Genomic DNA, 24,284 nt, shown 5'->3' with positions numbered 1-24,284 from the left:
AAGACAGGAGACTATAGTTCTTTGGGTTTATCCTAAAGCCTAGAGCAGCCACCCCAAGAGGGGCAGTTTCTGGAGCAATGGTAGGCGGGGTCCGTGGCGCATCCGCGGGTATTGCTAAAGCTGGTTGGGATTGTGTTCGCTCTAAATGGTGAAATTGTTGTTTGACCTGGCTTTTTCAACAAGGTAAAGGCCTTGCTAAGGGGTACGCTATCAGCCTCTTAGCAGGGAGTTTTTCTCCCGCAATAATATCTTGGTATGCTTGGGAGGGCAAGGCGCTTTTATGTCTGACTTAATTTTGGGAATGCAGCTTAGTTTTGGGATAAGTTCCAGCCCTCGTGTCTTTAAAAACAATGGCTTGTTGGGCGAGCGCGTCATTTTTTGGGGGGTAGCTGGTCTTTCCTGCGCTATCATCTTCGCTTATCAACATAGTGAAAGAGGGCTTCCAGACTTATCTTTGCTTTTGGTATGTTATCTTGGCATGCTTTTAATTCTGTACGAGCGCTCCTTATATAAATATTTAGTTCTTGGCTTCTGTGGTGCAGTTGTTGCCTTGTGTAGTGGGGCAGGTTTTGTATATTTGAGCTCTTTGTTGCCATTGCCTGCTTTGTCTTCTGCTCATAATAGCCAGCAGCAGGTGGTGCATTACATGAGTTTGGTTGCTGCAAGCTATCCCTTTTTTATCCTTTTGATATCAGTTTTAACTACGGAGCTTTTGCGTTTGTGGTTGCTTCGCGTATATAAGCCAGAATTAGCTGCGCGTGAGGTCCTTTATTTTGGGCTGGACTGGGGTGTCCTAGACTTATGCTGTAAGACCCTCCCAGCTCTTTTTCTTTACTTGAATTACCGTGTTGATAGGGAGCCACAAATGGCGGACTATGTCGCATTTGAATCTTGTCCACAAGCGATCAGCTATCTTATTGCCGCGGGCATGATTGTATTGATGCATGTTGTAAATACGCGCTTTATGTATTTTGGTTTCCAAGATAAGCGCAAGGCCTATTTCTATCTGCCTTTTGTAATTCATTTTGCGGTTGGTCTTTTGTCTATGTTTGGCATTTCTTCAGGCTACGCAATATTAATAAATTCTATTTCTGAGGTTTACCATAATGCTTGACAAATTGACATTATCTGTTATCGGCGCTGTTTTTTGCCTGGTGCTGATTATTTTTCCTTTGATGAAGAAAAAAACATTGGTTGAACATTTGGTTTTCTTGCTCGTTGTTTTGTGTCTTGTTTTTCTTTATGTTTATGGCGCTGCGAGTTATTTTCCTTATTATGTTTTGGTGCTTTCGCTTATATTGGGGTACCGCTGGTTACTCTCTTTGGTTAAAGCGTTTAAAGGCACGAAGGCAATTATTGGGTCAAGCGCTGGTTGTTATGTGCTTTTGATTTTTTTTCTATACGGCTTTATGCGTATGATAGGCAGTTTGATTTTTGATTTTGCTGCTTATAGTACGCCTAACATTGTTTTTGCTGTTGGTCTATTCCCTATAAGCATGGCGATTATGCAGTTTTTTTTGCTCTCTCATTGGGTGGCAGAAGATAATGGCAATGGTGTAGAGGCAACACTGGGCGTGGGAATGGGGATTTGGGGGGCTGCTATAGGGGTTGCACTGCTTACATCTCTACCAGAAGCTGTGATGATCCTAAAAGGGGCCTTTAGTCTTGATAGAAACGCCTTACTTTCTTTACTTGAGACGGTAATATATTATGCGTTTATTATAGGTCTGAGTCTTTTATCAACTTTCTTAATGCTTTTGGTTTCCCTTGACAAGAAATGGCGTTTTTTTGTTCTTATCCTGCTTTTACAATGTTTGGCGGCTTGGGCGCGCTTTTCATGGCGGGCCGCTAAGCCAGAACTTCTTGCAATTGGGCATTATACAATCGCTACTATTCTTATGTTTGCTCTTATGCGGCAAATTTATGATTTTGTGCAAGACAGATTATCCATGAAGAAAAATAGTAGTTACGCTGTAGTAAATGAGGGGGCATAATAATGTTGTTTGTATTTATTACTTCGCTTCTCGCAGTCCTTATTTATGGCGCTGTCATTTATAAATTTTTTTGCTCTACATTTAGTTGGATAAATGTGCTGTTGAGCGGCATAGTTTTTGGGGTGATTGTTCTGTTAGTATGGCGTTACTCGGAAACAGAACATAAACTTGATGCCTTACGTTTACTGCAAGTGCTTGGCGTTGTTTTTCTTCTATGTGTGTTTCATCATTTTCTGAAGTTCAAATTGGTTGTCGCTGGTGCTGTGGGATGGTTTGTTGCTAGCTGCATTGTTTTCGGGCTTATTGCTTTTTGGGAGCAATCTGTAGTAAAAACGCTTTATATGATGAGTATTGTTGAACCCCAGAGTCGTGCAGAGCAGGGGCTGGCGCTTGTTTCTTTATTTTTATCATTTACGGTTTTTTTTGTGGTAGCAGAAGAAGCCATGCGTCGTTGGCTAGTTACTAAGTTTTATCGGTGCTCGCCTAGTTTGTTGTGGCGTTTGCCGCTGAATATTGGCATAGGCTGGGGTTTATGCGAATTAGTTTATAAGGCGCTAGGGCCTTTCCTTGTTTATAATGGCTGGCTTATTCGATCTAGGTTATTAGCCAGTGAATATGTAATTTTTTATTCCTGGACGCAAGCGAGTATTTTTTTGTGTGCTTTAATGAGCGTCATACTCATGCATATTTTAAACACATGCTTGGCGTATCGTGGTGTTGTTACGCGCTCTAAATTTTATGCGTGTGCGCCTTTTTTTGTCCACGCGATTGTTAACTGTTTTGGTGCAACAGTGATGCTTACAGGCAAGGTTTGGTTTAATGTTGGGGGCAGCTTGTTTATTCTATTTTGTGTGATGTTGTTCGTATATTTTGAAAGCAAAAATCCTTTAATACAAAACATAAAATTGCGCACTTAAGTGTTGTAGAGTGATGAATAACTTTGCGTACTCTAAGTATGGCTAGAGAGCCTGATACGCGCTTTCTGTTCTGCAAAAAAATAGAGAAGGTTAGCACCGACGTAACGCGTTCAGTACCAAGAGCGACGTCATTTCTGCACTAATTGGGGAGAGGGTGTACCACTGGCCCCGCGCATATGGGAGCCTGCAAATATGCTATCATGTGACTTTCTCATGTCCTCCTTTCTATTATCCTCCATGAGATTGAAGCTGGGAATCTTGAGGAGGCGATGACGCATTATTGCAAGGAGGATGCACCATGTTTAACATAATAGTCTCTTTTATTCCGTGGAGTATTTACTCCTGGGTTATCAATGGAAACGTTTTAACTCTGGTCGAACGCTCTCTCATCTTAACTGTGATTTTATTGTTCATTATTGCTGTGAATATTAAAATTATCCGACAGGGAGAACCCGTAATGATTACTAACATTCTGACAGTTATTGTCCTGTTTGTTAATTATTTCGCTGGATGGTCTACACTTTTACTGAACTACCCCACAGTTTTTTGCTATCTGTCACTTGCTCTGGTTTCATTGATTAGCTTGCTGGTAAAGAAACCCTTTACCATTTTTATGTCAGTGCTGGTGTTTCTGAAGAGAAACGCAAACATATCCTATTTTATCTCATCAATAAATATATTACATGGATTTGGGTAATCATCTTTTTTGCCAATGGTCTTCTAGTGGCTTTTTTTACATGCTCCCCCCAGATTTGGTTGGTCACTATGGGTTTAACTTTTGCTGGTATTCTTTTTTCTAAATATCTTCCTAACGTCATGCAATATTTTTATCGCATCAAACCTCATGGAGCATAATATGTCATTGTTTAACATTCTGACTGGAACCCCTTTATGGGCCTGGATTTTGCTTATTTTTCTCATTACGTTGGGAATAAACGCATTGAAAGATAGGGAAATGGGGGTTTACCGCCTTTTTCTATTGCCGTTAGTCTTTCTTTTTTTTGGGCGGAAGCGATGTGATTAACCAGCTGGCGTTCCCACGCTGGGGAGCATTCTCAATGTTGGCGGGGCTGATGATCGGCATTGGCGTTGGCTGGTTGCTCTGGCGTGCCACTCCGCGTTTAAAAATCAAAGAGGGAACGGATTTAATTATTCGGCCCGGTACGCCGTTGACGCTGATATTTATTCTTATCACTTTTGTCATCAAATTCACATTGATTGTTTTTCTCAATGTTAAACCTGATTTGAAACATGCATTTGATTTTAACCTTCTTTTTGGTCTTTTAAATGGGTTCACTGATGGTGTGTTTTGGGGAGGCACATTAAATTTATATAGAGCATTTCGAAAGAATCCAAATTAATCCCTATACCATTAACTGTGGGGGCTTCCTATCAGAACTATCTCTATAGAAGCTTATACCTAACAACAACACTGCATATAAATGCGGCGTTGCCTCATAGTTTCAGATTTTTTATCCCAGCGCGTGAATAGGTGACGGAAGTGATATATCTGACTATGCCCCCTTGGGGGCAGAGCGAGTCTAAAGGTTTAGAATGCTATGAGTTTAAGCTAGCTGGACTTTGAGCAGATGGTTTATCGCTCATGGTAAATCATTTTGTTTTACGATTCAAAAAGAGGATAGTGATGATCTCATTGGCGTAGGTGGGAAGAGAGCTCTTAGCTTGGCAATGTGTTAACAGTTTGTAGAACTTATGTTGTGGAGCCCATACGCAAAGTGGTTGCTATGATGGCATGATGCTTTTGTCAAGCATTATGATATGGTAGGAACCGGTGTTTAAGGGTTGTACGATCCAGTAGCATTACGTTTGAGTATTTAGGAGCGGCAGAATCCGTACAGGCTACGCGTACAATATGTAAAGCACGCTTGCGGGAGTCAGTGTGTCATTATTGCGTTGTGCACGCAACCCTCTAGCGAGTACTTCATTGGTAAGGCTGTTTTTTGAAGCTGGTTGTAATTATCTGTGTGTTTTTAAAGAGAACGTTAGCACGCGATGTATCGCGTGCAGTACTATTTTCCTTTGTACAACTATTTTCATTTTTCTTATTTTCTTCCTTAAAAAAATCTGCGATTATCGGTTTTTTGGGGCACACGAACGATAACAGAGTAAAGACTTTTCTCTCGTTTTTTTCCTTTTTTGCTCAAAAAAGCCGAAGCGTCTTAATGAGTAGAGATCTTGTCTAAAAAGGTATTTCTTAGATTTATTTCTTTATTTTCAATGGAATCGAGAATTTCTGCTTTTGAGTGTGCAAGTGCACCTTATGATGAAACATAAGATGCGAACCCGTAAGCTTGGGCGCGCAGTAGGCTTGTAGTAACAACAAGCTTAGGCATATAGTTGGCAGACACTATCATTTAGAGTTTTTTTCTAGATTGTGTTTAGCTATACCACATGTGAAGCAATTTTAAATTTACCTGTGGTTATATGTCATCAAATTGGAGATTCAGCTCTTCGATTTGTCAGAAATATGACAATGCCAAAAGATATACATATTTTGGATGGACTAGTGCCAATTGATAAGCTTACTGATAATATTTGTAAGTGTCATAATGGAACACCAGAAGAAATAGAAAATCGCCGTCTTTAATTATGCGAAACAGCGCGCCAACTTAGAGCACGAGAAATTATTGCTCTTGCAAAGCAAGGCGAAAAAAGCAAAATGATCAAAATGCGGTAATGCGAATTGATCAAACTGATTTGCGTAAGCGAAAAGAAATAAAACAAGCACAAGAAACTTTGAAAAATAAAGAGAATTGCTTATACGATACTTTGCATGAAAGTAAATTTGCAGAGGATACAGAAATAAATAGGATAAAAGGAATTGTGATGTACAAAAGAAATATTCATAGACATATTTTCTACTAAGTGTAACGGAAAAGCGCAAAGATGCGTATAATAGCGGGTGATGGATTAACTGGAGTATAAGTGGGCATTGCCAGGGCAGAGTTTTTGGTTAAGAATTGCGCTCTGTACGCTATAAGCTCTCTGCATCCTTCATATAGGCGTTGAGATCATCGCCCAATGCAACGTAAAGGGTCTGTTTTGCCTTTAGCGTTTGTTTGGTTGCTTCCATAGTGCCGCTTAGCTTTATCAGCCATTATGGTGATAATTTCCTCGTCCAAAGAACGGATCAATCGATTGCGGAATAGGGTATGTGTACCTTTTCTGACCGTGCTTTTTTTAAAAAAAGCAGCTTTACCTCGTGGCAGGGTTGGGTATGTCTATATGATCAGCCTGCCAAAGAAATGGAAGCGTTATCGCGATAGCCACCAATAGTAGTCCAGCGATAAAGGTGGCAGCAAACTGCAATGATATAAAAGAGCCAAGGACGCCGACCAAAAAGCTTCCAACCGGCATTCCAGCATAGCCGATCACCCGAAAAGCAGAATTAGCTCGCCCGAGAAGTTGCTTTGGTGTGAGGCGCTGCCTGAAGGCGGTAACAGCAATAAACCATAAGCTTGCTCCAACGCCAGCGATAAAGGTGACGCCCCATACGACGACAGCACTTTTTGAAAAGGCTGGAATCAGCAGCAAGACAACCGTTCCTAAACCGTCAATGAGAACAGCTAGGCGCACCGGTGCATAGCGTATACGCGGTGCAAATAGGGCACCTGCCATTGTACCAAGCGCGTAGGCTGCAAACATCACGCCATATTGGCTGCTATGGAGGCTCAGATACTGACTGTCGGTAACGAAAAAGATGAACGAGGTTAGGAATGCTCCAAATACCACCGATAGAAAGAATGTAAGTAATGTAAGGGAGGTGAGATGCCGATTTGAAAAAATGAAATGAAAGCCAGCAATGATATAATGGAAAGAGATGTTTTCTTTATCAAGTGCTGGCAATTTCGGAACAGCATGGCGAGTGGTAAAAATCAACGTGATAAAAAGCGCGATTAACAGGCCGAGAAATAGCAGTGTGCTATGCGCTAAAATGCTGCTTGTTATGATAGGGGCAAGAAAAGAGGAGACCCCGAAATCTAAAAACAAGACAATTGAGTAGAAGGTCATCAATCGCTCTCCCTCCATGATAAGTGGTGGAATCGTCATTATATAAGCTTCGGCAGAAACGACGATGAACCCAGCAATTGTTGCATAGAAGAAAATTTGTTCGGCTGGAGCAATCTGTATCATAAGCAGTACGAACAGGATAATATGCATTAGCATGAAGATGAGGAGAGCTGAGGTGGCAAGTTTTATCTTGTCGCAGCGATCAAGTAAAGTGCCTGCAAGGATGCCGAAAATTGGCCACGCTAATGAAAAGAGACCTTGTGCCCAACTTACTCCGATGACGTCATATCCAGATTGTCTTGCTAATAGCGGGATGGCAGTGCGCAAAGCACCGCTGAGTAAGGCGAGCAGACTAACGGTTAGGCAAAAATAGCGTATGTCCTTATTGGTAAAAAGCGTGAACATTCTTTTCTCCTTAAGATGCCACACAGATTTCCACTGGTCCATCAAGTACGGCGGTTGTATTCAGCATGTTTGCGACGTAGTCGTCCAAGATATTCCTATCTGCCTGAGGTAGAAGGAAATACATGAGGTTGGAATACCATTGCCAACCATGCTGAGTCAGCCTGGAGATCGTTATCACTTTCTGCGATGAGACCTGCGCCTATGAGCTGTTGTAGGTTATTGTATACAAAAGAGGGGAGTGCGGTCCAGTCAATTCTTTCTTTTTGGATATAGCCGTTATAAGGTAGCCGCATACACAAAGCCTTGGAGGCTTGTTGCTCCGCTGATACCCAATTGTAGTATACTTTGGATTTGCCTTTAAGTTGTATGTCAGTAATGTATCCGCTTCGACTGGGATTGGTTCGTGTGACGAGTGAGCCGAGAAGCGACAGTGCTGACGCTTCGAAGCCAACCACATAATCGTCATGATAGCCATGCAAATATTTGTGATAGCGGAAATAATTAGCTGAACTCGTTTGAGCAAGCGTTAGAGGAGTGTTATTGGAAATTTTGCTATAGGAATGCCCATTACATGGTGCATAGCCGCAGCTGCGCATAACGATGTCACTAAATAAGCGAAGCATCTGTCGATGCTGTAGGCTGGATGGTTTTAGCCCTTTTTGTGCGTAAGACTTATGCAGTTGTGGCGTGATAGCTAGATTGTTGATTGCGTAGAGGTTGATGGTTTCAGGGTGAAGCTCGCTTGCTTGCTTCAAATCGTATAATAGTTCTTCGGCTTGCTGGTTGTGCATGCCATATAGTAGGTCGAAACGGACATGTCCAATTATCTCTTGTGACCAAGCCACGGTATTTTTGATTTGTTCACGTGTTGAGGTGAGGTTAAACAATGATCGGAAACGCTCAATAAAACTCTGTACACCGAAACTGATCCGGTTAACGCCGATCTCACGGGCAGCATAAAGTTTATCACGTGTGACGCTCTTCGGTTCGCTTTCCAGTGTAAACTCGGCTAAGGAAGAAAGCTCAAATTCGTCATGCAATACTTTTCCGATGTGTCGGATATTATCTGCGGACAAGAGCGAGGGTGTGCCACCCCCTATATAGATGTTACGGATGGGACCTTTAAGCGAGCGAATGAAATTTCCTCTGGCTCTGATCTCTGTGGTAAGCGCTGATATATAAGCTTCGATTTGCTTAATGTTCTTGTAGGCTCCTTTCTGAAAGGGACAGAAGGAACAAATGGTTTCGCAAAAGGGAATATGCAAATAAAGAGAAATGGTACGCGCTTGTGGAATCCGCTTACTTTGCGCTAGCTTATTAAAATCTAGGTAATCATAAAATTCATTTGAAATAGTGCGAAACAGCGGATATATGAAATTGTAAATCGGCTTGAGTCGATCGAACTTCACAAAAGGATGATCTACGAGTTGCATAGGTTACCTCCCCCAATTTCTTACCTCGCAATATATTACTGACGGGTGACTAGTGGTCCAATCGCCCGAGTGTATTACCAAAGATTGCTACGGAACATAATGAATCCTCCTTTTGTAGAAGTTATATGTGTTACACATATAACTTATTATATGAACAGGTTAGCTTGTTTAAGAGGCAATATAAAGATAAAAAAATGTCTATTTATAAAAGAACTTTCTCTTGCAGTCTTATGGTCTGATATTGTAATTGGTATCCTGTTTTACGTGGTCGGGCTATGAATGTCTAGAGCGAGAAAGAGCAGGGGTTTTTAGAAGACGTGCAGGGCATCATTGTTATGTTGCTGGGACGTGGAATTTGCGTCTGGTCAAAATATCATTAGCGCAAAAAGATGGTTTTAAAGATAGAGATATATTTTTAATATTTCTGTAGAATTTCGAGAAGAGATAGAATTATCTATTAGAAAACATATAAATGTCCAGGGTGATAATATTGTCGAATTACATGGCATCATCGCTCTTAGGCTCTAATTTGAATTCGACTGAGTTAATAATATTCACCTTAACAAGGCTGGAAAAGATATTTACGCATTGAAGGATCAGATAAGTTTTTATCAGTCAGTCTAGGTGGGGGTTATCCGACTTCCACAGCGTTCTGCGATGCCGTGACGGTCAATGACGAATATTCTCGTAAAATTTATGAGGCATTGTCACAATTGGGTTGTGATGTACATAAGCTTACGGTAATTGTTGAATCTAGGCATATTATATCTGAAGATTATGGTTATTTATTTTCAAATATGAGCTCTATAAAAGAGCGGAATGGTATGAACTTAATTACAATCTGGGCTCTGGGGACATGTGTTCGGTTTGCACAGTATCACGGGAATAGAGTGCCACAAATTTTGTCTTTTCGAGATATGAGCGGTAAATTTAGTTTAGCGGATGTCGTTGGTTCAAATTGTTACGAGTATGATATTCTTGTAAGAGATATGTCTATCCCATTGGATTTATCCTTAGATGACAAATTTATGCTGCCGGCATGTGGAAACTATGATATCATAAATGCGCCAGATTGGATTTGAATGCGGCCTCAAATTATTATTTTTTGAAGAAAATGACTATTCGTATGGAGCTTATCGCTTTGCTTATTAGCTATTGTACTTTGTTGGAGTGCGTCTAGTCATAAAGTGCTTTCTGGTTGATGGTGAATCTTTAGTTGTGAGTGGATAGCTTGGTAGATGGTTATTCCAAAGCATAATTGTTTTAGGGGCGCTGCGATAATTGCCGTCGAATAAAGGAGATATTCTGCAGTTGTAAAACCTAGTGCGGTGCAAAATGTTCGTGCTTATTTGTAAAGCATATTTAATTTGATTCGTCGATCTTTTATACTAGTCAAAAGTTAGCACCGATGTATCATTGGCAATAACATTTTCATTTTTACAACTGTTTTAATTCTCATTTCCCTTGTTTTTTCCTTAATAAACCTGTGCTTCCCGGATTTTTTTGCGTATGAATGATAATAGAGCAAAGACCTTTCTCTCGTGATTTTTTCTCAAAAGAGCCAAACGGTTTCAATGAGCAGAGATTTTATCTAAAAAAGTTTATTGTTTGTTTTCAATAAGATAAAATTACCCTTTTGAGGTTAGTAAACGCATTTTATGGGTAGCGCATATATGCTGTCCAAGGGCATTTCTGTAGATATCGATTCTAATTTGTCATTAAATGATGTGCCTTCGTAACTCATAATGCTCGTCAGCTAAAATCACAAGCTTTATGGAAAAATTTCATGTCCACCGCCACAGATCTATTTTGGCTATCGGTTGAAGGACGTGTGCGTCTTCTCCAGTTAAAAGACAGCGTCTGACATTCAGATCGTTTTGGATTTGCATCTTGATTTTGAAGATGATTTCATTGTACAAAATCTTTAAACAGGACAACTAGTTCCTCGTTTATTTTGTATATTTTTCAATAGTTCTTTATTGCCGAGAATTGTTTTTTAGGGGGAGCATATCAAGTCTTGTAGCAAGAAGTCTTTCAAAAAATTTTATTAAAAATACTGAAAATGGATGTGCCAGATGAACAAATGCTTGTTGGGGATATTTTATCAACGATTGTAACGGCTTGGGGCATAATGTTGTACAAAAAAACGCATGGCATGAAGTCCAAAAACCAATAAAGGCGCCTTGCGCTTTTCCTTTAAGAACTGAGCATTTCCTCTTAGCATAATGCGTTCTCATTATGCATCCTTTACACAAGATTTGCGGTGGAAAAACTTGACGGAAAAAATCAATACGTTTTGTTTGAAAGATCCAAGCTTAATATGCACTTCAGTATGGAAGGGTTTTCCCCAATGTTTGTTGTGATGAAGCAATTGCTCTCTCTTGGCTTGCCACTGGCTGTTGGCTTTATTTCTCAGATGATGATTTCCTTTACAGATGCAGCGCTTGTGGCGCATTTAGGTGTTCAAGCCTTGAGTGGTACAATGTTGGCTCTGAGTATGTTTAGTTTTGTTATGTTGTTGGGGCTCGGTATTATTACCGCGGTTGCACCAAAACTTGCAGCAAGCTTTCGTAGACAAGATAGAGATGCATTAAAAGCATGGTTTGATCAAGGAATATGGCTTTCCCTTTTGATTGGAATGATGAGCGCGATCATTTTATTCAATACGAGGAATATTTTATGTCTTCTCGGTCAAGATGAGGCAATTGCTCATATAGCGCAGGAATATAATAATGGCGCTGCAATAGGCGTGGTGTTTTTTTATCTTTATGTCAATAGCCGCGGCTTACTGTCAGCAATTGGTCATCCAAAGCTCTTAACTTGGATTATGCTTGCAGCCACTCTCATGAATTTTCTTATCTCTTGGTTGCTTATTTTTGGTATAGGTCCTTTAAGCGGATTTGGTGTTTTGGGTGCCGGAATTACGAGTAGTTTGATCCGTATTTTGATTGTTATGGCAACGGCAATAATTCTATCCCGCAATTCTACTTTTCGTTCTTTTCACTTTAATTATTTGAGACCAAAGTTTGAGATTTCACGAATCATAAAATTGCTGCTCGTAGGGCTTCCCATTGGTATACGTATTCTTATTGTGGAAGGCTTTCCTTCTGTCATTGCCTTTATGGTTACGGCTTATGGGGACGAAGTGTTGGCTGCGCATACGATTGGAATGCGTCTTGATATGCTTATTTCTGTGGTGGCTTTGGGGATTTCCAGTGCAGCTGCGACCATAGCAGCGTGGTATAGAGCAGATGGGACTCATATGGCTCTAAAACAGTTGCGTATGAGTGTCACAGTTTTTGCTGTCGCTTATGTTTTGTTTTTATCGGTGTGTGTTTATTTCTCTTATGAATTTATCCTTACAACCATCTTTGATATTTCTTCAGACCGCGTTATTGTTTTCTCTTGGGAGTTGCTTCCGTTCGTCTTATTATCTTTTGCCTTTGGCACTTTAGGGGCTATGCTCAACGGCATACTTGTGGGCTTGCTTGATACATTTTGGTCAACCATTGTTGTCATAATAAGCTATTGGGGGATAGGCTTATTTGGGGGGGCGCTCATGGTACATTTTTTTGAATATGGTTTTATTGGCTATTGGTTTGGTATGATTGGTGCAAGTTTAATTGTTTCTCTCTTTAACTATATGCGCGTAGGTTATTTAATAAAACGCAATTCTCTATTTATAGGCCGTTGAAGGGGCATTTTAAAAAATTTATTGTTTTTATAAGTTATTATAAGCGCGGTGCTAAAGTGCATACATTTGTCAAAACAATTGCAGCTGCTGCTGGCGGTGTTATTTTTGAAGTCCTGTTACAGGGCTTATTCAGGAAGGGGAAGAATGCTCTTAATAATTTAGATGATGATGTTTTTGGGGATAAAGCTGTTGATAATACCTCTCATGGCAATACAGCTTCAAAATACGTACTGCCATGTGAATCTTTGGTACCAGTTTTACGTATGTGTAGTTTGACACTAGGTTTTGTACTAAGTGGGATTAGGTGGGAATACGTGATAATTTATTGTTTTTATGTATAAAATTTAGTATTAAATGCGTGTTTTGTCAAAATGAATTTTGACACCTAAAATTGCAAAAAATGGTAAAAAAGAGCGAAAATCGGAATTTGAGCGTAAAAATGAGAAAAGGCTTTGAAAGGTCTTTGAAAATACTTTGAAGATTTTTAAAAAGTCTGTGAAAGCCCAGAAAACCGCCTTTGAAGACCCTTTGAAAAAAATCCGATAAAATGTGAAGCGCATTGCAAAATCAGCCAAAAATAACCAAAAAAGCAAAAAAGATTTTCACCTATAGGTGATTATCTATTTTTAGAGGTAATTTATATTTATAAATCAAATTGTTACATAACATTTTCTAATGTAAAAAGATTTTCATATCGATTTTTTATTTTAGAGGAGCATTAAGCCGTATCTTGTGTAGTTTTGGAATGTTCTTTTTCAGCTTCTATTTGACGCTTTAAATGCAATTTTAGAAGAGGCAAAGTAAGCTCTATTTCTTCCTTGTCGTTGATGTCTTGAACAAGCTCTTGCAGTTTTTTATAAAGTTCCGCCGCGAGTTCCGCTATATCTTCGGGGGGGAGTTTAATTTTTGCATCGCGATAGGTTGTATAAGCTATGCGACCAAGTTTTTTCATCAGTCCAGCAGGGATCGTTTGTGGTTTAAAGCCTGCTGCTTTTGCTTTTGCCATATCACTAAACATTTCACCTTCTCCAGTGAGAAGCCAATTTACGTCTATACCACAAATATTTTTGTAAATTACTAACATTGATGAAGGCGGTTCGCGCAAGCCAGTCTCGTAGTTACTCATAGTACTTTCTGGTACTGTAAGGTGATCAGCAAATTTTTTGCGTTCCAAAAAACCAAGTGCAAGCCGTACTTCACGTAATCGTTTTGCTAGTTCTGTTTTAGGTTCTTTTTTAGGGCGTCCCAAAAAAATTACTCCTAATTCACATTTAGGTTGACTAATTCACAAAAGCGAATTATATCTATTATTACCGCCCGATATAGAGGGCAGATATTTTACAATTAACCCCACAAAAAACGGATGTGGGAGCATCCGTTTGAAGCAGGAGCGAAAGTTTATGACTATCACACAAACATGCATTCAAGTATGGGATCGCCATAGTATTTTAGCCGAGCTACGCCGCCGGAACATGACTTTGGCGGAGCTCGCGAAAGCTTATCAACTCTCGTCATCCAGTGTTCAACACATTTGGACACGGTCTAACGAGAAAGCCGAACGTGCTATTGCCGATTTTATCGGTTTGCCCGTCGAGCAGGTTTTTAGCGACCGCTACCCTAAAAGTCGCCGTCGCATTTTTAAAGCAGCAAAACATGCCAATACGGATTGTGTTGTTTCTTCCCTATCACGCGGTAATGCTGCTTGAGCTTTAGGCTCTGCGTTTTAGCGCATTTGCCATGTATTTAGATACCATAAGATAAAAAGGTTTATCAATGTCTAAAGATCAATACAAAATAGACAAGAGAAATTGCACACTGTTGCCGCATCAAGCAGCCGATTGGATGGGTTGTTTTTTAAGGTTAGGTGGTCAAGTTTTCTTTATTGGGGGTGGTTATGGTTGCGGCTTATAATTTATGGACCCCAAAGGCTAAAAGAGAAATTTTTAATCCGTATTCGGAAGCTGAACGGTTACAAATGATGCTTTCCTGTTCTTTAAAAGCGGTGAGTGGTGGATTTCGGCATTTGCCAATCCGGTATATTATTGACCCTCCGCATGGCTTGTTTGATGCGGCATTAGCACGACAGATTGCTATTCATATTTTGCATTATCAGTTTGAGGTTCCGCGGCGGCGTATTGTTGCCATGCAAACACGCAAGCAAACTGCTATTTTCCTTGCTTTGCAAGTCATTAATCGGCGTTTGGAAGAGCCTGTTTTCGCCAAGGCTTATCGAAGGTGGGCTGGGCGTGCAATGGATTTGTTTTTACGAGAAATGGATAAGGCGGTTGGATAATGGCACGGTTTCAAGAGATTGCGTTAGATTTGATTGTTGTACCGGAGCGTATACGCCCTGTTGATGATGAGCATGCCAAGGCGCTTGCCCAATCGATGGCACGAGAAGGGTTGATGAACCCGATTACCGTGCGCCATACGCCCAATGCGAAAGAGGGGCATTATACGTTGATTGCGGGGGCGCATCGATTACGGGCGGCTGAGCTTTTAGGGTATAGCGCTATTGAAGCGGTTGTGGTGCAAGCCGATAAAGAAAATGCTGCGCTTTTAGAAGTGGCGGAGAATTTGTTTCGCAATGAATTGTCAGTGATTGACCGCGCTTTGTTTGTGCAGACGTACCGCGAATTGTGGGAAAAGAAGTTTGGGGAAATTAAGGTTGGTGGAGATGGCAGTAATCAACATAAAGCCAAAAAAGAGCAATTGGGTAAAGTTTACCCTATTGCTCAAATCAGTGATAATGCCTCTTCAAATGACCATGAAACTGGGTGTGAAGGAGAGAAAGTGGCAAAGGGTAAACTTTACCCTTTGCCAAATGATGGTGATTTAAATGGCAAAATGCAAAGTCTGCACTTTGCCACACATGTTGCCGATAGGATTGGTTTATCGAAGGAGTCGGTGAAACTCCTCAACCGCATTGCCCAACATTTACAGCCGGAGTTGCGGTCTGTTTTGCGGGGGACTGCTTTTGCGGATAATCAAGCGCAGTTGTTGAAGTTGGCGAAGATGGAGCCGGTTGCGCAGCGGCGGGTGGCGATTGCTTTGCAACAGGTTGAGGGGGATTTACGGCGGGCTGTTGATTTGGTCAATGGGATTAATATACCCCCGAAAGTTAATGAACAGGAACGGATTTTTGCTCAATTGTTGGGGGTATGGCAGAGAGCGGATGCACAGACACGGGCGCGGTTTTATGATTATTTGAATAAGCAATCGGGGGAGGAGCAGGCATGAAGACGCGTGGTTCCCATCAACTTGATTTTTTTCAACGTCCGGTTTTCCCCTGTCGTGAACCCGTTGCGCAGATTGATTTAGAGCGGTTTCGCTCTCGCATTAAGCGGGCTATGGCGCGGGCTTTGCGAGAATGTCGCTATGAGCGCAGTGAGATTGCAGAGCGTATGGCGCATTATTTAGGTATTGGTTGTTTGAGTAAGGCGAGTTTGGATGCTTATGTTGCTGAAAGTAAGCAGGTGGATATGGATATTTCTTTGCCGCGATTTAAAGCTTTTGTACGGGCGACGGGCGCCTTTTGGCTTTGGGATGAGGTGGTGAGTGAGGATGGTTTGCTGTTGTTGCAAGGGGATGAAGCGCGATTGGCAGAAATTGCAAGATTGCAGCAGGAACAGCGTGAGATTGCCGCACAATTAAAAGCGATGCGTGCGGTTCCGGTGCGTATTAGACGGGGCAGCCATGAAAGAGTGGTTTAGTATTGCTGAATTGGCTAAGGCGGCTTTGCCGGGGTTGCCATCTACCTATAAAAGTCTTGAAAACCATGGACGGGCATATTGGAGAAAAAATTCTGAACTCTCACGGAAGGTGGAAAGTAAGACCAAGCCGGTATGGGAGTACCATGTTTCTTTATTACCCGAAGGGGCGCGGATGGCATTGTTGTTGCGGGAGGGGAGTGTTGATGTTTTGCAAAGGGTGGAGGAAAAGAGACAAAAAGAAGCGCTTTGGGCGCGTTATGAAGGGCTTTCAAAGGCGCATAAAAGCCGTTGTGAACAGCGTTTGAAGGCGCTTTGTTTTTGGGAAGATTTACTCCATGCCGGTATGGGGGTGCATGATGCGGCAAGTTTGTGTGCGGTTCAGTTTGGGGTTAGCCGGATGTCGCTTTTTAATTGGCGGCAGATGGTTGAAGGGGTCGCGCGGTGTGATTGGTTAGCAGCGCTGGCGCCTTGTTATGGCGAGGAGACTGTTTCGCCGTTTGCGCCCTGTCATGAAGAGGCTTTTGAGGTTTTATGTTCGGATTATTTACGCCCTTCTCGCCCTGCATTTTCGGCATGTTATCGGCGGATGGTTGGGGTTGCGCGTGAGAAAGGTTGGGCGCCGATCCCTTCAGAGCGGGCGTTACGCCGTCGTTTTAAGGCGCAAGTTTCCAAGGCGGTTGTAGCATTAGCGCGTGAGGGCGAGGAGATGGTAAAAAAGCTTTATCCCGCCCAACGGCGTGATCGGCGTGCACTGCATGCAATGGAAGCGGTGAATATGGACGGGCATAAGTTGGATGTTTTTGTGAATGTTCCTTGGGGCTCGAAGCCTGTACGGCTTTATTTGATTGCCATTCAAGATCTTTATTCAGGCAAGATTTTATCGTGGCGCTTATCAGATGCTGAGACTTGGGAAATCGTACGCTTGGTGATTGGGGATATGGTGGAGACTTATGGGATACCGGAGCGTATGACTTTGGATAATGGGCGTGCTTTTACCAGCAAATGGATTTCTGGGGGTGTGCAAAACCGCTTTCGTTTTAAGATTAAGGCGGATGAACCGCAGGGTCTTTTGACCAGTTTGGGTATTCAATTACAATGGACCACACCTTATAGCGGACAGTCAAAACCGATTGAGCGGGCATGGCGTGATTTGGCAGAAGCGATTTCTAAACATCCGTTATGTGCTGGAGCTTATACGGGTAATAAGCCCGATGCGAAACCGGAAGATTATGGTAAGCGGGCGATGGAATTGGAAGAATTCAAAGCCCATGTTGGGGCGCAGATTGTGGCGCATAATGCGCAAGCAGGACGTAAGGCGCTGACATGTGCGGGGCGCAGTTTTGATGAGATTTTTGCAGAAAGTTTAAAGGCAGAAGGGACGATTGTTCGGCAAGCAACAGCGGCACAGAGGGCTTTATGGCTTTTGACCTCAGAAGCATTGCGTACGCAAAAGGGGACGGGTGAGATTCATTTTTATGGCAATCGCTATTGGGCGCGGGCGTTGAATAGCTATGCGGGAGAAAAGGTGATTGTGCGCTTTGACCCAGATAATTTGCACCAAGATTTGCGGGTTTATGATTTGAATAATCAGTTGCTTTGTTTAGCGCCTTGCCTTGCGGATGTGGGTTTTTATGACCAGCAGGCAGCGCGTTTGAATGGGCGTTTGCGTAAAGAATATGTGAAGGCAGTTAAAGCAGAAAAGCAGTTGGCGGCAAAACTTGCGCCGGATCAATTGGCGGATGTTTATGCAAAAGTTGCACGGAGGGATGATGATGCAAAATCCAAGCGTTCTGTTTCCCCAAAGGTAAGCCGCTTGATGCCAAAGAATGCGGGGAATCTTGCTTTAAAAGCCCCTGATGCGGTTTTAGGGGATGATGAGGCTTTAGATTCCCGAGAGTTTAGTCAACATTTGCACCAAGCTTTAAGACGCCTTAGCGCTTCAAGTGAGGGGCGTGAAGTGATCAAGTTTCCTAGAAGATAGGAAAGGAAGGGGGGGGACTTACAAGAGTGCCTACAAGGGGGGCTGGTTTTGTATCGCGTACGGCTTGGAGAGTTTATTGAGAGACAAAAGATAAGGGGCAAGGTTTAAGCCCTTCCCCTTACCAATAGTCTAAATCAATACGAAAGGGGAATATATATGAAGTACGCGATAAATGCAACCGTTGATAAAAATCCTTGGGAGCGACCAAAAAAACAGCCCGATGGGACAGCACAAAACCGCAATAGTGATGATATTGCTTTATGGGATACGCTTGTGGATTCAGTGCGCGCTCTAGGACGGACGAATGACTGGACTAAAGCAGAAGTAGCGCGGCGTATTGGCATGCCGGATGGCACCTTTTCGCAGTGGTATGCGGGTAGTTATGCGGGGCAATTAGGCAAGCAAAATGCGAAAGTTCAACAATGGGTTGAAACATTAAAAGAAACGGCAGGGCTTTTGGAGATGATTCCTGAAAAGCCAGCGTTTCAAAAGAACCGTATAGCGAGTGAAATCATTGACACGCTAACACTGGCGCAAAGTACGGGGGATATGGTGATGATTACCCTTGATGCGGGCAGTGGCAAAACGGAAACTTGCCGCTATTACCGCGCGACCCGCCCGCATGTTTATCTGGTCACAGCAAGCCCGCATACGCGCAGTGTTCATGGCATTTTGAATGATATGGCAGCAGAATTAGAAGTGGTGGAATATAACCCTGCGCGTCTGACGCGTGCTATTGGTAAAAAGTTAGAGCGTGTGGGGGGTGGAACATTGTTGATCGTTGATGAGGCGCAAAATTTAACGGATGAGGCGATTAATCAGTTGCGTCACTTTGTTGATATCAATGGCACAGGGCTTGCTTTGGTTGGCAATGATGAGATTTCGGGACGTCTCGTGCATCGTCAAAATGGTCCTTCTTATGCGCAAATTAAAAGCCGTTTGGCGATGCATTTGAAGCGGCGCAAACCTTATAGTGAGGATATTGCGGCGCGCATTCACGATTGGGGGATTGAAGATGCTGGTGCGATAAAGTTTTTGACCGGTATTGGTTTGAAAGCTGGGGCTTTACGGCAGATTGATAAAACCATGATGTTGGCGCGCATGGCAGCTCTTGGAGATGGGAGTGAGGTGACCTTGAAACATGTCAAAGCCGCATGGAAAAACCGCAATGTGGAGGAATTGGCATGATGAGCTTAAGCCCTAAGGAATTATCCGATACGCTTGTTGGTCTTTATGATGATTATCAATGCGGTTTGGATATTAGCGAAGAGCTTAAATTGTGTGTGGATTTGGCTTTATCGCTTGAATTGGAGTTGAGTGTTCACCGTTTGGGGGAAGCAGATGCGGTTTTGGAACAAGAAGTTTCAGAAGTTTTATCTGAGTGTGAAGGTTCTCATGCGGATACAGATAAGAGCAATCGTGTGATTTATATGGATTTTGGAGGAGATAAATAATGGAACGGAACCCTTATATGGTGAGAGATTGCTTGATTGCTCTGCGCTCTGGCTTTTTGAAATATGAAACAGATGGGATTTTTTTGCATGGACAAGATGTTCGAGAATTGAATGCGTATTTACGGCGCTTAGCAGGCTATAACCACATTTTAGGTCATGAGCTTATGCGGTGTCGTTGGCAATTGAAAGCGGGATACAATCCTTTATCAGGTGTTGTTGTGCCGTTTCGTCGTTTTCAAGAAAAGAAGGAGGAATTTAGTGATGAATAAACAGATTGAACTTGATGGCACGCGTTATATGAAGGATGCGAAAGGCGCTTTGGTGCCGGTGGATATGATCCGCCCTGCGGATTTGCTGGAAGATGAGACGGTGCGGAAGGTTATGGGGTATGCCAAAGAATTGTCAGCACGGATTGCGCGTTTTAACAGCCATACGATTGCGGATTTGAGTGATTTTGATAATTTGCTTGCGCAAGAATATGGTGTAGCGCGGCGTGGTAAAAAGGGCAATTGTACTTACACAAGTTTTGATGGTTTGCAGCGTATTAAGGTGCAGGTACAAGAAAGCTTTGATTTTGGTCCGCAATTGCAAATTGCCAAAAGCCTTCTTGATGAGTGTTTGAATGAATGGTCTGCGGATGCGCGCCCTGAAATCCGTGCGATTATTACGCGTGCTTTTAATACGGATAAAGAAGGCAAGGTGAATCGGGGTGAAATTTTTATGCTGTTGCGCTTGGATATTAATGATCCCCGTTGGAGGGAAGCGATGCGGGCGATCCGTGAAGCCATTCGTGTGACGACCTCTAAGGAATATGTGCGTTTTTATGAACGCGACACATTAGAAAGCCCTTGGCGTGCGGTGACTCTTGATATGGCGAAGACGTGAGGGAAACCATGTCTTTAGCGGCACTTCATATGGGAAGGCGTGCTTTAGCACTTGATGATGAAACCTATCGGGCGATGCTTTATCGCCTGACAGGAAAATATTCGGCAAAAGATTTGAGTGTTTTAGAGAAGCGTTTGGTGATGGATGAAATGCAGGCTTGGGGCTTTAAGCCGAAGAGACAAGTTTTAGAGGGCAAATATGCCAAAAAGCTTCAAGCTTTATGGATTGCAGGGTGGAATCTTGGCATCATTCGTGATCGTTCAGATCAAGCCTTAGTTCGCTTTGTCAAAAGACAGACAGGGATTGATCATATTCGTTTTTTACGCGATAGTGACGACGCGGGAAAAGCCATTGAGGCGTTGAAAAGCTGGTTGCAGCGTGAGGGTGGGGTTGACTGGAAAGGGAAAAAGATTCAAGATTCTTGGCAAAAGATGCCAGGATATTTGATTTTGCGTGCCCAATGGAAACGTTTGAATCCCGATGTTGTGTTTGACCCAGTGTTTGATGGGGAAGCGTTTCATCAAAGTGTTATGGCGTTAAGTGGTAAAGCTTTGGGCGAGATGAGTGGGGGCGATTTTATGCACGTTATGAATGTTTGGGGGCGGAAAATCCGAAAAGGTGTTAAAAGCGAGGGGTAAGCATGCATGCACGAGGAAATCTATAGCGATTTTCCTGCCTTATTGCGTGAAATAGCCGATGTTGCGGGCAGTGAGGCGGCATGGAATATGATGCGTGCTTTTGGCGGACGAGAGGTTTATATCCCTGGGCGTCTTGAGAATGCGGATTGGTTGATTGAAATTGTTGGGTTTGAAGAGGCGCAGCAATTGATCAACCATTTTTGTTTTAATGGTTCGGGTGTGCGCCTTCTTATCCCCCTTGGTAGAGATGCTGAACGGCGGCAAAAAATGATGCAAGCGTTGCAAAAAGGCTGGTCGGTAGATGATGCGGCGGCTGTTTCTGGTATGCATGTGCGTACAGCCTATCGCTTGAAGAAGAGAATTTCTTCAAAAGAGCCACAAGGTTTATTATTTCCAGAGTTTTATGAGTATTGAGAGTTTTGACTGACAGTGTCAGGCTTATATGGGGGGCGTGAGATTTCATAAACTGCGGATGAATTTTATTCATTGAGTGGTTTTTTTATGATTTCAATAGATGCTTCTTTTCTTCATCAACTTGCGCCTAAACTGGCGCATCATGCACGCCAAGATTATATTATTGTTGAGATGGCACGTTTCTTGCCTAAAGCTTTATCTTATGGAGCACTCACCACACCTTTGCGTATTGCGCATTTTTTAAGCCAATGCGCCCATGAAAGTGATGGCTTTTTTACCCTTTGTGAATATGGATCAGGGCGTGCTTATGAAGGACGGCGTGATTTAGGCAATGTCACCCCTGGTGATGGTGTGCGCTTTAAAGGTCGTGGTTTGATCCAATTAACGGGACGTAATAATTATCGCCGTTTTACGCAGTTTTTGGGTTCGGTAGAGAGCCAAGCGGTTGATTGTGAGGCTTTTCCAGAAGTGGTGGAACAGTTTCCAGCCGCCCTTTGGTCGGCTGTGTGGTTTTGGCAGGGGAAAGGCTTGAACAAGCTTGCTGATCAAGATGATGTCGTGAGGATTACCAAAGCGATTAATGGGGGGAAAAATGGTCTTGTTCAGCGGTTGACGTATCTTAATCGGGCAAAAAAGCTTTTAGGGCTTGGAGGTGAGAAGCCATGAAGCCGTCTTATCGGGGGTCTCGACGTTATTTATGGTGGTCCTTTTGGTTTGCTTGGGGGGTTATTTTTTTGCTGATTTTGGGTGGTTTGTTTGGGGTGCCACACCTTGTTGATATGGCAGCCATTTCTATTCCTTCCATGGTGGCGATTATCGTTGGGAATTTGGGGGTGCATCGCGGTTTTGGTTCCTTGGATTTTTCCAATAGCAAGCGTTTTAATCCTCCTAAGAGCGGGAAATACGGGTGCAATGATGGTTTATGGAGGGGGTGAAGGTGAATGTTTAATCCTTCTTTAAAGCTGTCTTTTGGGGTGCTTTTTTTTGCGCTTTTCCTTTTCACGTTGTTTGGTTGGATGAAGGGGCAAATTTTAAAAGCAGAAAAAGCACGTGATGCGTATTGGCGCTTAGAAATTGCCAAGGTTTCCCTACAAGCAGAGCTTGAACAGAAGCAACAAAGAGAAGCCGCACAAAGAGCAGAGCTTCAAGCACAAGGGGTGATTTCTGCTTTAAGAGAAAAGCTTACAAAAATGGAGGAGGTCAATGCAGTATTGCCAACTACTGGCGGTGGCATTGGGCTTGAGCGTGTGCGCTTGCTCAACACCCAAGCCAAGGGATAGTTTTGCTTATCAGTTTTTATCGGTTGAATTGCCGCCTGTTGTTCGCATGGTGTGTGCCCGCCCTTCTCTGTTGCCCGAACGCGCTTTGAATGCACGCGAAGTGGTGCATTATTGGAGCCGTGATCGTGCTGCTTTATTGATCTGCGAACAGCACAGACGAGCAGCTGTCAAAGCCATTTTAATGAAGTCAAGGAGGGGGGCGTGAACTTGGATATTAGTGTGGCCAATGGCTGGCTTTCGTTGTTGTTATCCATTGTTGCGATTTCTGGGGTTTTAAAAGCTTATTTTTCTTCTGGTACGAAGGAAATGCTGAAAGACATGATGGTGCTTAAAGAGCGTGTGCAAAAGTTAGAGACGGAGATGGATTTTTTACCTGATCGTGATGCCATGCAAAGGTTGGAAGTGAATATAGAACGCTTAAATGGGCGCCTCAATACGTTTTCTGCACAGTTGCAACCGGTGGCAGCCATAGGTGAGCGCTTGCAAGAGTTTTTATTGGAGAATGCCAAGAAATGAAAGCAGATATGGATAAAATCATTCGTGAAGAAGCGCGGTTGATTATTTTAAAAGGGCTTGCTTGTGAGCGCAGCGAAACATTATCGAGTGCGATGATTGAGCGGCTTTTATACAGTTATGGTATCCGGCGTGATCGCGATTTTGTGCACAATGAACTGGCTTTTATGGAAGAGCAAGGCGCTGTTACATTAAAATGTGTGGGATCTGTTTTGCTTGCGGCTTTAACAGAACGGGGAGCGCGTCATTTAGATCGTAGCTTTTCCATTGAGGGGATTAAGCGTCCCAAACGTTCATCAATAAAAGACGAGGTGAGGGATGCGCAAGGTCGGGCGTGGGCGCTTAACGGCGATTGATTTATTGCCACAAGCTTGTGATCAAATTATTGCAGAGGCGGCTGAAGCTTTAAATGGGCGTGAAAAGACGCAAAAAGCCATTTATGATGAATTTAAAGCGGCTTTGAAGGCTTTAAAAAAAGAAACAGGTCTCAATTTTTCCATTCCCTCCTTTTCGAGTTTTAATCGTTATTCTTTGCGGCTCGCGGTGATGTCACGGCGCTTGGAACAAACGCGTGAAATAGCAGCAAGCCTTTCACAGCGCTTTGATGCCAAAGCTTCTGATAATATTACTTTGTTAACAGCTGCAGCGATTAAAGAGCTTATTTTTTCCACGTTAAGCAGTGGGAAAAGCCTTTCGCCAAAGGCAGCCCAAGAGTTGGCCAATGCGCTCAAAGGAGTTTTGGCAGCCGAACATTTATCCACTACCAGACGGCAAAGATTAGAGAAGGATTTTACAAGTAAGGCAAGCAAAGCGGTTGAGGTGGCAGCGGCAGCAGCGGGGCTTTCAGAAGATACGGCGCGGGCTATTCGCGCGCAAGTTTTGGGGATAAAACATGGCTGAAGGGTGTGAGACTTTTGAACAGACTCCTTTA

The 24,284-nt window shown here is 42.8% G+C and carries 29 protein-coding genes; 26 read left to right on the top strand and 3 right to left on the bottom strand.

The annotated features are described in order from the left end of the window. The first annotated feature begins 280 nt into the window (after nucleotides 1-280). The 4 genes from NNJ73_RS09915 to NNJ73_RS09900 all read left to right on the top strand — a co-directional run bounded on the left by NNJ73_RS09915 (nucleotide 281) and on the right by NNJ73_RS09900 (nucleotide 4,272). The gene (locus NNJ73_RS09915) at nucleotides 281-1,114 is read left to right on the top strand and encodes a hypothetical protein (RefSeq protein ID WP_254493958.1); all 834 of its coding nucleotides are present in this window, start codon (nucleotides 281-283) and stop codon (nucleotides 1,112-1,114) included. Continuing rightward, nucleotides 1,107-1,994: a hypothetical protein gene (locus NNJ73_RS09910; RefSeq protein ID WP_254493957.1), complete on the top strand. Its 888-nt coding sequence runs from the start codon at nucleotides 1,107-1,109 to the stop codon at nucleotides 1,992-1,994. The genes NNJ73_RS09915 and NNJ73_RS09910 overlap by 8 nt, the downstream gene beginning before the upstream one ends. A gap of 2 nt (nucleotides 1,995-1,996) precedes the next feature. Continuing rightward, nucleotides 1,997-2,911, top strand: coding sequence for a hypothetical protein (locus NNJ73_RS09905; RefSeq protein ID WP_254493956.1), 915 nt, complete (start codon nucleotides 1,997-1,999; stop codon nucleotides 2,909-2,911). Between the two features lie 1,001 nt (nucleotides 2,912-3,912). Next, on the top strand, nucleotides 3,913-4,272 hold the full coding sequence (locus NNJ73_RS09900; RefSeq protein ID WP_254492857.1) for a hypothetical protein: 360 nt from the start codon (nucleotides 3,913-3,915) through the stop codon (nucleotides 4,270-4,272). Between the two features lie 1,855 nt (nucleotides 4,273-6,127). Here NNJ73_RS09900 and NNJ73_RS09895 read toward each other — a convergent pair. Continuing rightward, complete coding sequence (locus NNJ73_RS09895) at nucleotides 6,128-7,348, bottom strand: MFS transporter (protein WP_254493954.1); 1,221 nt, start codon at nucleotides 7,346-7,348, stop codon at nucleotides 6,128-6,130. 95 nt (nucleotides 7,349-7,443) lie between these two features. Further along, nucleotides 7,444-8,781, bottom strand: coding sequence for a coproporphyrinogen-III oxidase family protein (locus NNJ73_RS09890; RefSeq protein ID WP_254493952.1), 1,338 nt, complete (start codon nucleotides 8,779-8,781; stop codon nucleotides 7,444-7,446). A gap of 824 nt (nucleotides 8,782-9,605) precedes the next feature. On the opposite strand from NNJ73_RS09890, the gene NNJ73_RS09885 reads away from it, so the two are divergent. The 3 genes from NNJ73_RS09885 to NNJ73_RS09875 all read left to right on the top strand — a co-directional run bounded on the left by NNJ73_RS09885 (nucleotide 9,606) and on the right by NNJ73_RS09875 (nucleotide 12,816). Then, complete coding sequence (locus NNJ73_RS09885; protein ID WP_254493950.1) at nucleotides 9,606-9,863, top strand: hypothetical protein; 258 nt, start codon at nucleotides 9,606-9,608, stop codon at nucleotides 9,861-9,863. A gap of 1,268 nt (nucleotides 9,864-11,131) precedes the next feature. Then, entirely contained in the window at nucleotides 11,132-12,475 is a 1,344-nt protein-coding gene (locus tag NNJ73_RS09880) for an MATE family efflux transporter (RefSeq protein WP_254493948.1), read from the top strand. Then, on the top strand, nucleotides 12,472-12,816 hold the full coding sequence (locus NNJ73_RS09875) for a hypothetical protein (protein WP_254493946.1): 345 nt from the start codon (nucleotides 12,472-12,474) through the stop codon (nucleotides 12,814-12,816). Before NNJ73_RS09880 ends, NNJ73_RS09875 begins: the two co-directional genes overlap by 4 nt. A 377-nt stretch (nucleotides 12,817-13,193) precedes the next feature. On the opposite strand, the gene NNJ73_RS09870 is transcribed toward NNJ73_RS09875, so the two are convergent. After that, complete coding sequence (locus NNJ73_RS09870; RefSeq protein ID WP_254493945.1) at nucleotides 13,194-13,724, bottom strand: helix-turn-helix domain-containing protein; 531 nt, start codon at nucleotides 13,722-13,724, stop codon at nucleotides 13,194-13,196. Between the two features lie 151 nt (nucleotides 13,725-13,875). Between NNJ73_RS09870 and NNJ73_RS09865 the strand changes: the two genes are divergently transcribed. The 19 genes from NNJ73_RS09865 to NNJ73_RS09775 all read left to right on the top strand — a co-directional run bounded on the left by NNJ73_RS09865 (nucleotide 13,876) and on the right by NNJ73_RS09775 (nucleotide 24,253). Continuing rightward, nucleotides 13,876-14,181: a helix-turn-helix transcriptional regulator gene (locus NNJ73_RS09865; RefSeq protein ID WP_019221528.1), complete on the top strand. Its 306-nt coding sequence runs from the start codon at nucleotides 13,876-13,878 to the stop codon at nucleotides 14,179-14,181. A 67-nt stretch (nucleotides 14,182-14,248) separates the two neighbouring features. Then, nucleotides 14,249-14,386, top strand: coding sequence for a hypothetical protein (locus NNJ73_RS09860; protein WP_254493943.1), 138 nt, complete (start codon nucleotides 14,249-14,251; stop codon nucleotides 14,384-14,386). Then, nucleotides 14,370-14,768, top strand: a complete 399-nt coding sequence (locus NNJ73_RS09855; RefSeq protein WP_254493941.1) for a hypothetical protein — start codon at nucleotides 14,370-14,372, stop codon at nucleotides 14,766-14,768. The genes NNJ73_RS09860 and NNJ73_RS09855 overlap by 17 nt, the downstream gene beginning before the upstream one ends. Further along, a complete protein-coding gene (locus NNJ73_RS09850) occupies nucleotides 14,768-15,715 on the top strand; it encodes a ParB/RepB/Spo0J family partition protein (RefSeq protein ID WP_254493939.1) in 948 nt (315 codons plus the stop codon). The genes NNJ73_RS09855 and NNJ73_RS09850 overlap by 1 nt, the downstream gene beginning before the upstream one ends. Beyond that, nucleotides 15,712-16,188: a hypothetical protein gene (locus tag NNJ73_RS09845; protein ID WP_254493642.1), complete on the top strand. Its 477-nt coding sequence runs from the start codon at nucleotides 15,712-15,714 to the stop codon at nucleotides 16,186-16,188. The genes NNJ73_RS09850 and NNJ73_RS09845 overlap by 4 nt, the downstream gene beginning before the upstream one ends. Beyond that, nucleotides 16,172-18,169, top strand: a complete 1,998-nt coding sequence (locus NNJ73_RS09840; protein WP_254493050.1) for a transposase domain-containing protein — start codon at nucleotides 16,172-16,174, stop codon at nucleotides 18,167-18,169. The genes NNJ73_RS09845 and NNJ73_RS09840 overlap by 17 nt, the downstream gene beginning before the upstream one ends. A 156-nt stretch (nucleotides 18,170-18,325) precedes the next feature. Next, the gene (locus tag NNJ73_RS09835; protein ID WP_254493937.1) at nucleotides 18,326-19,357 is read left to right on the top strand and encodes an AAA family ATPase; all 1,032 of its coding nucleotides are present in this window, start codon (nucleotides 18,326-18,328) and stop codon (nucleotides 19,355-19,357) included. Next, nucleotides 19,354-19,623, top strand: coding sequence for a hypothetical protein (locus tag NNJ73_RS09830; protein ID WP_254493935.1), 270 nt, complete (start codon nucleotides 19,354-19,356; stop codon nucleotides 19,621-19,623). The genes NNJ73_RS09835 and NNJ73_RS09830 overlap by 4 nt, the downstream gene beginning before the upstream one ends. Further along, nucleotides 19,623-19,892 (top strand): hypothetical protein, encoded by a 270-nt coding sequence (locus NNJ73_RS09825; RefSeq protein WP_254493933.1) that lies wholly within the window; start codon nucleotides 19,623-19,625, stop codon nucleotides 19,890-19,892. The genes NNJ73_RS09830 and NNJ73_RS09825 overlap by 1 nt, the downstream gene beginning before the upstream one ends. After that, a complete protein-coding gene (locus NNJ73_RS09820; RefSeq protein WP_254493931.1) occupies nucleotides 19,885-20,508 on the top strand; it encodes a DUF3164 family protein in 624 nt (207 codons plus the stop codon). Before NNJ73_RS09825 ends, NNJ73_RS09820 begins: the two co-directional genes overlap by 8 nt. Before the next feature lie 8 nt (nucleotides 20,509-20,516). Beyond that, nucleotides 20,517-21,146, top strand: a complete 630-nt coding sequence (locus NNJ73_RS09815) for a phage protein GemA/Gp16 family protein (protein WP_371923296.1) — start codon at nucleotides 20,517-20,519, stop codon at nucleotides 21,144-21,146. Nucleotides 21,147-21,152: 6 nt separating this feature from the next. After that, nucleotides 21,153-21,560 (top strand): helix-turn-helix domain-containing protein, encoded by a 408-nt coding sequence (locus tag NNJ73_RS09810; RefSeq protein ID WP_142416950.1) that lies wholly within the window; start codon nucleotides 21,153-21,155, stop codon nucleotides 21,558-21,560. Nucleotides 21,561-21,647: 87 nt separating this feature from the next. Next, entirely contained in the window at nucleotides 21,648-22,226 is a 579-nt protein-coding gene (locus NNJ73_RS09805) for a peptidoglycan-binding protein (RefSeq protein WP_254493927.1), read from the top strand. After that, nucleotides 22,223-22,495, top strand: coding sequence for a hypothetical protein (locus tag NNJ73_RS09800; RefSeq protein ID WP_254493925.1), 273 nt, complete (start codon nucleotides 22,223-22,225; stop codon nucleotides 22,493-22,495). Before NNJ73_RS09805 ends, NNJ73_RS09800 begins: the two co-directional genes overlap by 4 nt. Before the next feature lie 6 nt (nucleotides 22,496-22,501). Beyond that, complete coding sequence (locus NNJ73_RS09795; protein ID WP_254493923.1) at nucleotides 22,502-22,840, top strand: hypothetical protein; 339 nt, start codon at nucleotides 22,502-22,504, stop codon at nucleotides 22,838-22,840. Continuing rightward, on the top strand, nucleotides 22,806-23,045 hold the full coding sequence (locus NNJ73_RS09790) for a hypothetical protein (protein ID WP_254493971.1): 240 nt from the start codon (nucleotides 22,806-22,808) through the stop codon (nucleotides 23,043-23,045). Before NNJ73_RS09795 ends, NNJ73_RS09790 begins: the two co-directional genes overlap by 35 nt. Continuing rightward, the gene (locus tag NNJ73_RS09785; RefSeq protein ID WP_120122224.1) at nucleotides 23,042-23,356 is read left to right on the top strand and encodes a DUF2730 family protein; all 315 of its coding nucleotides are present in this window, start codon (nucleotides 23,042-23,044) and stop codon (nucleotides 23,354-23,356) included. The genes NNJ73_RS09790 and NNJ73_RS09785 overlap by 4 nt, the downstream gene beginning before the upstream one ends. Then, on the top strand, nucleotides 23,353-23,709 hold the full coding sequence (locus NNJ73_RS09780) for a hypothetical protein (protein WP_019221544.1): 357 nt from the start codon (nucleotides 23,353-23,355) through the stop codon (nucleotides 23,707-23,709). Before NNJ73_RS09785 ends, NNJ73_RS09780 begins: the two co-directional genes overlap by 4 nt. Beyond that, nucleotides 23,672-24,253 carry a phage protein Gp27 family protein gene (locus tag NNJ73_RS09775; protein WP_254493922.1) on the top strand — a complete coding sequence of 194 codons (582 nt, stop codon included), beginning with the start codon at nucleotides 23,672-23,674 and terminating at the stop codon, nucleotides 24,251-24,253. The genes NNJ73_RS09780 and NNJ73_RS09775 overlap by 38 nt, the downstream gene beginning before the upstream one ends. Nucleotides 24,254-24,284: the final 31 nt, after the last annotated feature.

Source organism: Bartonella sp. B1099 (assembly GCF_944801835.1).
In the GTDB taxonomy this organism is placed as follows: domain Bacteria; phylum Pseudomonadota; class Alphaproteobacteria; order Rhizobiales; family Rhizobiaceae; genus Bartonella.
Note: the sequence above shows the minus strand (reverse complement) of the source record. Positions and strands in the feature narration are given on the sequence as shown.